The sequence below is a fragment of the Hallerella sp. genome (assembly GCF_022776125.1).
Classification (GTDB): Bacteria; Fibrobacterota; Fibrobacteria; order Fibrobacterales; family Fibrobacteraceae; genus Hallerella; species Hallerella succinigenes.
Genome location: NZ_JALFIA010000064.1, coordinates 1 through 7,615 on the forward strand (window position 1 = coordinate 1; position 7,615 = coordinate 7,615).

Annotated in this window: 9 protein-coding genes and 2 tRNA genes; 3 read left to right on the forward strand and 8 right to left on the reverse strand. The window is 49.4% G+C overall.

The genetic code is table 11. From position 1 onward, the window contains the following. The first annotated feature begins 27 nt into the window (after positions 1–27). Positions 28–100, forward strand: a tRNA-Gly gene (locus tag MR847_RS08030). A gap of 194 nt (positions 101–294) precedes the next feature. Here MR847_RS08030 and MR847_RS08035 read toward each other — a convergent pair. The 6 genes from MR847_RS08035 to MR847_RS08060 form a co-directional block, all read right to left on the reverse strand. Beyond that, positions 295–1,035: a hypothetical protein gene (locus MR847_RS08035; protein ID WP_146139420.1), complete on the reverse strand. Its 741-nt coding sequence runs from the start codon at positions 1,033–1,035 to the stop codon at positions 295–297. Positions 1,036–1,040: 5 nt separating this feature from the next. Beyond that, the gene (locus MR847_RS08040) at positions 1,041–2,450 is read right to left on the reverse strand and encodes a DUF5683 domain-containing protein (protein ID WP_287723469.1); all 1,410 of its coding nucleotides are present in this window, start codon (positions 2,448–2,450) and stop codon (positions 1,041–1,043) included. A 95-nt stretch (positions 2,451–2,545) separates the two neighbouring features. After that, a complete protein-coding gene (rplI, locus tag MR847_RS08045) occupies positions 2,546–2,992 on the reverse strand; it encodes a 50S ribosomal protein L9 (protein WP_100426111.1) in 447 nt (148 codons plus the stop codon). Positions 2,993–3,001: 9 nt separating this feature from the next. Next, on the reverse strand, positions 3,002–3,253 hold the full coding sequence (gene rpsR, locus MR847_RS08050) for a 30S ribosomal protein S18 (RefSeq protein ID WP_100426110.1): 252 nt from the start codon (positions 3,251–3,253) through the stop codon (positions 3,002–3,004). Beyond that, entirely contained in the window at positions 3,253–3,618 is a 366-nt protein-coding gene (gene rpsF, locus MR847_RS08055) for a 30S ribosomal protein S6 (protein WP_100426109.1), read from the reverse strand. The genes rpsR and rpsF overlap by 1 nt, the downstream gene beginning before the upstream one ends. A 95-nt stretch (positions 3,619–3,713) precedes the next feature. Beyond that, positions 3,714–4,502 (reverse strand): hypothetical protein, encoded by a 789-nt coding sequence (locus MR847_RS08060; protein ID WP_287723470.1) that lies wholly within the window; start codon positions 4,500–4,502, stop codon positions 3,714–3,716. Positions 4,503–4,608: 106 nt separating this feature from the next. On the opposite strand from MR847_RS08060, the gene MR847_RS08065 reads away from it, so the two are divergent. Continuing rightward, the gene (locus tag MR847_RS08065) at positions 4,609–5,136 is read left to right on the forward strand and encodes a TlpA disulfide reductase family protein (RefSeq protein ID WP_241899548.1); all 528 of its coding nucleotides are present in this window, start codon (positions 4,609–4,611) and stop codon (positions 5,134–5,136) included. A 66-nt stretch (positions 5,137–5,202) separates the two neighbouring features. Here the strand turns inward: MR847_RS08065 and MR847_RS08070 are convergent, their stop codons facing one another. Both MR847_RS08070 and MR847_RS08075 read right to left on the reverse strand, forming a co-directional pair. Beyond that, complete coding sequence (locus tag MR847_RS08070; RefSeq protein WP_106519090.1) at positions 5,203–6,438, reverse strand: LL-diaminopimelate aminotransferase; 1,236 nt, start codon at positions 6,436–6,438, stop codon at positions 5,203–5,205. A gap of 247 nt (positions 6,439–6,685) precedes the next feature. Beyond that, complete coding sequence (locus MR847_RS08075; protein ID WP_287723471.1) at positions 6,686–7,399, reverse strand: tetratricopeptide repeat protein; 714 nt, start codon at positions 7,397–7,399, stop codon at positions 6,686–6,688. A 75-nt stretch (positions 7,400–7,474) separates the two neighbouring features. Here MR847_RS08075 and MR847_RS08080 point away from each other — a divergent pair. Beyond that, positions 7,475–7,547: transfer RNA gene (locus MR847_RS08080), tRNA-Thr, on the forward strand. The last annotated feature ends 68 nt before the right edge of the window (positions 7,548–7,615 follow it).

The following is a 7,615-nucleotide window of genomic DNA, read 5'->3' on the forward strand; positions in this document are numbered from 1 at the left end:
TTTTATTTCTATACTTGGGACACCCCTGCGGGAATAGCTCAGTTGGTAGAGCACGACCTTGCCAAGGTCGGGGTCGAGGGTCCGAGTCCCTTTTCCCGCTCTCTCAAAAACCACTCTTTTTGAGTGGTTTTTTCTTTTTTAACATTCCAAAGTTTCAGAGCTGGAACAAAAAAGACGCCCCAAGCCGAAGGCGACTCCCCCAATAGAACAAAAGACTCCGAAAAGTGCGTCAGAAATTGGAAATTTACCGTTTTGTTTTTTACAACACTTTTTACATATAAAAAGTTGTTTGTCTTAGAAAGAAATCAGGAACGTAGCGCCAGGGCCTTCCGGACGAAATTCCGGGAACACATTCCAACGGCGAGGTTCTACCGTGGCAAGATTGCTCGAAGTCGAACGATATATTCGCATTACGTCAAGAACAGAAATGACGCGATTCAAAATCAAGGCTCCAATCGAAATCTGAAAGGCGATGCGAGAGATACGGTAATTGCGCAAAATGTCGCTGTAATGATCCATGTGCCTAGAGGTTTCCGGATTATCGCTCGATCCCCAATTCCAAGTATGCTCTTCGTCGTAAGGATAATCTTCATCAATCGCTTTTCCGCTGCGAAGCATCGCCTGGTTGTAATCTTCATCCGAATCCGGATTGGCGTTTTCGCCATCGACACCGCCACGGCTGCGGTAATCCGCCATCAAATTCAAAAAGCTTTCGCTCGAAGGCGGATTCGAAATTCCCGCATAACGGGAGGCATAGGATCGCGCGCTCGCAATTTGACGTTCTCCAAAATAGTAGCTGCCAAAAGTCGCTACCCAAAGAGCCACATCCGTCCAAATGAACGCCTTCGCATAGGATTGTTCGCCCAAGTAATGCTGGCCAAGTCCCGGAAGCAAAACAGAAGCTCCGATTGCAAGCGCCAAACTTTTTGACGAGTTCCGGCTGATCGATTCATCGACAGTAATCACCATCGGCTGCGCAAAGGCTTCCGCAGAACAGAGGAGCACCATCAAAAAGACTACGAGCAGTTTTTTCATGCGGTCTAGAAGTTAAAGTAAACGTTCACCATCGACTGCGAATTCATCGGAATGAAACCGCCTTCAAAATGGAGCTTGTCATACCAGGAAAGTTCTTCTTCGTAAAGAACCTTGTTGTGGGAATGCGCCGACCAGGCTGCATCGAGAGCCGACACAATATGATTCAAAATCAAGCCGCCAAAGAACCACGCCTGCATGTCGGCATAATCGTTCGCCTTGTTGCGCATGCTGCGGTAAGTCTTCCAATTTGTCGAAGTTCCCAAAGCGACGGTTTCTGCATCATTATCCGAAAGGTTAAGCGCGGATGCGGCCGCTTCATCCTCTACGTCATCCCAGCCGAGCACATAGGCAGCACCGGCAATGGTGGAATAATACGAACCTGAATTGTACAGGCTGAACGATCCGTTCACATGATTCGTGTGATTCTTGTCGTTCGTGAGTTCCTTGCCTTCGACATAGCAACCGTTGGTCGAAGCGTTTCCGTAAATAGACTTGCAGTACGTTTCACGGTTTGACAGATATCTTTCGATGAATTCCGCTTCTTCGTCCGAATCATCCAAGCTGTTGTACAGATCGTGAATCTTGGATTCATACGTATAAGCGCTGTAATGATTCTTGGCAAACTTCTTGTAACGCTTCACCTGCTTGTTGTACTTGTGAACGGAATAGTAGTACCAACCGCCCCACAGAGCGCCTTCAATCGCAAGATAGGCCGCGCCACGGACGTAGTTGAAAGTGGAACCGCCCACATAAAGCTGCCCCGAGCCAGGAATCACAAGAGAGAAGAACAAAGCCTTACGCGGGCTCTTGTACTGCCCTTTCATTTCGTCGATACTGTAAACCTTCGAAACCTTGGTCGGTCCCAAGATATCTCGACGGGAAATCGAAGACGAAGACACGGCTACACTCGAAGATGAAGTGTCATTGCGAAGACTCGAAGAGGAGGAAGACGCCTCACTTGAACTGGATTGCGGCACTTCGCTCACAAGGACACTCGAAGAAGAACCGTCATTGCGAAGACTCGAAGAGGAGGATGCCACCTCACTTGAACTGGATTGCGGCACTTCGTTCGCAAGGACACTCGAAGAAGAACCGTCATTGCGAAGACTCGAAGAGGAGGATGCCGCCTCACTTGAACTGGATTGCGGCACTTCGCTCACAAGGACACTCGAAGAAGAACCGTCATTGCGAAGACTCGAAGAGGAGGAAGACGCCTCACTTGAACTGGATTGCGGCACTTCGCTCGCTAGGACACTTGAACTGTCCGAGCTTGACGAAGTGGGTGCGATCGTAGCGGCAGAATCCGCCGTCTTGGTTTCTTCTTCAAATTCAGCAAACAAATCACGGACCTGCGCATTCGCCGAAGAAGCGAACAACAGAGCCGCAAACAAAGGTAAAAGAGCAAACTTATGCATTTGCTTGTAAAATAGCAAAAAATAGGACTGCAAACAAAAAACCGTCCCAAAGGGACGGTTTTTTGTTTGCAAAGCTTGAAAAGGAACGTTTCAGCTTAGTCAGCCTTGACGACCCAAACCTTCACTTCAGCGGAGACTTCACCGAAGACCTTGATGGTCACCGGATAGACACCGAGCTGCTTGATCGGTTCTGCGAGAGCCACCTGAGCACGGGTGATCTTGATACCCTGCTTCGTGATTTCGTCAGCGATATCTGCAGCCGTCACGGAACCATAAAGGCGTTCGCCTTCGACAACGCGACGAGAGAGGTTGACGGTCACTTCGGCGAGCTTAGCAGCGACTTCGCGTGCAGCGCCGAGTTCCTTGTTGAAGAGAGCTTCCATCGCTTCGCGGTTTTCAGCAATCTTCTTCTTAGCTTCTTCCGTAGCACGGATAGCGAGCTTGTTCGGGATGAGGTAGTTCATGGCATAGCCGTTCTTTACCTTCACCACGTCCATCATGTTGCCGAGGTTCGGCACATTGGCTTTAAGAATAACTTCCATTTTTGCTCCTTAGCGCAGAGTGTCTGCGACGAACGGCAAAATAGCCATGTGACGTGCGCGCTTGATAGCTTCGACGAGCATGCGCTGATACTTGGCACTCGTGCCGGAAATACGACGAGGAATGATCTTGCCACGTTCAGAGATGAAGCGACGGAGGACCTTTTCGTCCTTATAATCGATGTACTGGACCTTATTTTCGGTGAACCAGCAGGTCTTCTTGCGACGAACGCGAGAATTGTTCTTCTTATCTTCGAAAGCCATTATTCAGCATCTCCTTCTTCAGCGTCGATCGGAGTCACATCTTCGGTCTGGCTCAAGTTCTTGTCATAGACGACTTCAGACATCGGATAATCCACGAGGGTGATCCAACGGAGAACGTTTTCGTCGAGCTTGAAGATGTTTTCAAGTTCTGCAACCACGGAAGCTTCTGCCTTGTAGTAGAAGATCACATAGTAGCCGTGAGTCTTGTGCTTGATTTCGTAAGCGAGCTTGCGCTTGCCCCAATCGTCGCGGCGAAGGATTTCGCCTGCTGCGGTAATCTTGTCGGCGAAGCTCTGAACTTCAGACGCAATCACGTCGTCAGAGAGCATGGCGTCGAGAAGCACCATTGTTTCGTACTGTTTCATAAAATCCCTTTGGACTTCAGCCCATATCCACCATAGATACAGGAGGGCCCCACTGTACATGGGGAACCCAAATATAGCAAAAGGCTAAAAAATCGTCAAATGTTTAAAATCAGCGCAATCATATTGGCCACGCCCCAGTCACCCGTTTCGTTCGAAAAATAGCGGCGAGCGACCATTTCAAAGGCAATCCACGCACCAAGGACGTTCCTTTTGAGGTAATCCACGTTATTGCGCAGGTTAAACCCAAATCCAAGACTGATCGACAGCTGACCGACGCCCGACCAGCTTTGTTCGTAGCCCGCCGCCCCGTTTACAGACCAACTTTCGCTAAGCGCAAAGCCAGAACCCAGGGTAAACGCGCCCGAAGCGCCATCCAAAGAATATTCATTATCACAGCCAACAGCCTTGTTCACCTCTTCCTCTGTCGCAAAAGACGTTCCCGACGAGTTTTTGCCGCGGATCTCGTCCAAAGAAGTCGATTCAAAACCAAACGCGGGTTCAGCAAAAAGCACCCAGTTCGGATTCACCAGGTAATGCAAGCGCACGTGGCTGTGATAACGCTGATAGATGATCGAAATTTCGTCATCGATATTGCCGCCATACATGCGCACAGAGACGCCTGCGCTCACATACTGCGAATACGCGTATTCCCCGGTCCCCTGCCACTGAGCAAGTGCCTTACATTTTTTTCCACTGGGGAAAAGTGCCCCACCGCCAATTCCCACGCCAAAGCCTTTGCCCTGGTAACTGGATTCACGCGGAAGAAGAATGCCTCCGTCAGCGAGCTTCCTTCCAGTCGTTTGCACGGAATTTCCCTCGTCCGCAAGCAGCACTGCGCAGAGCGTAAAAAGAAGGACCGTCCAAATTTTGAGAAGTCGTGCCATGTGATTTAAAATGTAGGAAAATTTAAAACCTGAAGAAAACTCTTTTTTTTCGCAATTTCTTTTGTATTTTACTCCCTGTCATCACAGGAGTTTTTGAATGAGATTTATGGGAAAAGCTTTTTCCTTGATTGCTCTTTTTGCAGCAACCGTATTCGCACAGGTAGAAGCCAAGCAGAACGCGCCGGAACTGATGAAGGATTCTTCCGGCACCACGATGAAGATTGATTTTACGATTCCTCTCGCAGGGATCAGCGACCCGGGAATGCTGTTTTCCCATTTTTCGAACAAACCGCTCATGATCTTCTACTTTAGCCCGAAGTGCCCGCATTGCCAGGCAAACTTCCCGCACATGCAAACGTTGATCAAGCAGTACGAAGAAAAAGGTTTGAACGGCATCGGCATTTCTGTCGGCAGCGGCATCAAGAAGAACGATGTGCGCCTGTTCATCGACCAGTTCAACGCTTCGCTTCCAATTTTCCAGGATGTGAACGCAAAGTTCGGTCCGCGTTACGGAACGGGCTACGTCCCGGTCATCTTCCTCGTGAACAAGGATGGCACGTTCTACCGTTTCAGCGACTCGTCCAAAAAGAGTCTTGAGCAGCTTCAAGAAATCTTGAACAAGATGCTCCCGTAAAATTTTTCTCCTTTAAAAAGAAAGCGCGGCTTGCAAAAGTCGCGCTTCTTCGTTTTAGCAAAGCATTTACCAAATGAACTTCGAGCCGGAAAGGCGACGCTTGATTTCTTCCATCAAAGCGACTTCTTCCGCTTCCGTATCAGCCATGAACGTTACGCTGAAACGGATGAAGTGACCTGCATCGTCCCAAGGCACGGTCGAAATCTGCTTTTCGCGAATGAGCCACTGCGAGAAGTCTTCTGCGGTATTGAAGGTTTCACCCCCTTCGATTCCCTTCGGAGCCTGTGTGTACAGGTAAAAGCTTCCCTTCGGCTTCGAGACCTTAAAGCCGACTTCGGAAAGAGCTTTCACAAGCAGGCCGTGGCGACGGGAATATTTTACGACCGTCTTTTCCGTGATCGACGGAGTCGAAAGCGCTTCTACGCCAGCGAGCTGAATCGCCTTGAACTGACCGGAGTCATTGTTGTCCTTCACGCAAGCGAATCCCTTCACCACCTTTTCATTGCCGGCGACAAAGCCAAGGCGCCAACCGGTCATGTTGAAAGCCTTCGAAAGCGATTGAATTTCCACTCCGACTTCCTTTGCTCCCGGAACGGAGAGGAAGCTTAGCGGAGCATAACCGTCGAAGGTGAGAGCCGCATAGGCCGCGTCAGAAATCACGATGATTTCATTCTTCTTTGCAAAGTCAATCACCTTCTTGAAAAAATCCACAGAGGCGACCGCACCCGTCGGATTGTTCGGGTAGTTGATGTAAAGAAGCTTGGCGCGCTTTGCGATATCCGCCGGAATCGAATCCAAGTCCGGAAGGAAGTCGTTTTCCTTAAGAAGCGGAAGGTTATAGACTTCACCGCCGAGGAAGCGCGTCATCGTAGCGAGGACTCCGTACCCAGGAACGGTCACAATCGCGACGTCGCCCGGATTGATGAACGCCTGCGGAATCATAGCGAGAGCCGGCTTCGAACCGATGCAGTGGCAAATTTCGCTCTGCGGGTCGAGGTCCTTGACACCAAAGACCTGATCCATGTAATGTGCAGCCGCTTCCTGGAACGGCAAAATGCCGTTGTCCGAGTAACCGCGATTTTCACGCTTTTGCGCTTCGGCGTAAAGGCGTTCGACAACAACCTTGTCCGCCATCCAGTCCGGTTCCCCGACGCCCATATCGATGATTGGCGTTTCCGGGTGATCCTTTTCCGCCTGACGGCGGGCGCGCTTGATTTTTTCGAACTTGTACAGGACTGTTCCCTTACCAAAGGAACTGCCACCGATGCGGTCTGCAAACAGATTTTGAACGTAGTCGGACATCTTTTTCTCCAGTGTTAAAATTTTTGAGAAAAATTTAGAAGTAGACCTTTTTTTGCCGATTTTCTGCACCCGATTTTTTTGCCGTAGCAGGGGCTTTTTGGAAGATGGACTGAAATTTTGCGACATATTTGTCACAAAGGAATTGAAGGGGTAATGGTAACGAGCGAAGGCGTGGTTATCGAAATGACACGACAAAAGAAGCTCGCCAGCATTCGCCGGCGAGCTTCTTCATGATTTCTTTTAAAAATTAGAGCGTCGCAATTAACTTCTTTGCACGGTCGGAATAAAGCTGATTGTCGCCGTAATTCTTGAGAATCTTTTCAGCGGCAGTCTTTGCCTTATCCGGATAACCCATCTGGTTGTAAACGAGGGCGAGCTTCCAAAAAGCGTCAGCCACAGTCGGAACCTGGTCTGCCGGTTCGAGCTTTTCGTAGCGGTCTTCAAGATCGCCCGTACGCTTACCGAATTCAGCGATAAACTTTTCAAGCAGGTTCACTGCTGCAGCGTAATCCTTCTTTTCAATCGCAACAGCGGCCTGACCGTGAAGAGCTCCGCCACGAATCAGCGGAAGCGAGCCCGCATTGTCCAAAGCCTTCTGGTAAAGGATGGCAGCATTATCAAATTCGCCGTTCTGGAAGCGGATATTGCCAGCGAGAAGTGCGGCCTTGGCGAGGGTTTCCCCCTTCAACTGCTTCGAAACGATCAGTTCTTCGTATGCGGCAAGAGCGCTATCCTTCTTACCCGTATATTCATAGGCAAGAGCCGGACCAAGAAGTTCTGCCTGAGCAGCGTCAGCCTTGTTCTTGGAACCCTGGAAATGAATAATAGCTATCACAACCAAAATGACGACGAGGAGAATAGCCCCGACCTTCACCCCGTGCTGGATAAAAAATTCCTTCATATCAGAACCGGAGGCGGAAGTTCCCGCATTCGGCATATTATTCGGCATATTGTTGGCCATGTTTTAGGTCCTTAAAAAAATTTTGAAATAAATATAGCATTTTTTCAAAAAGTTTGCTACATTTGTGCGCGTTATGCCACTCTAGCTCAGCTGGTAGAGCAGCTGATTCGTAATCAGCAGGTCGGCAGTTCAAATCTGCTGGGTGGCTCTTAAAGAACCGGGTTCGAAAGAATCCGGTTCTTTTTTTGTGGATTGCTTCAAGGCTTCGCCTTTCGC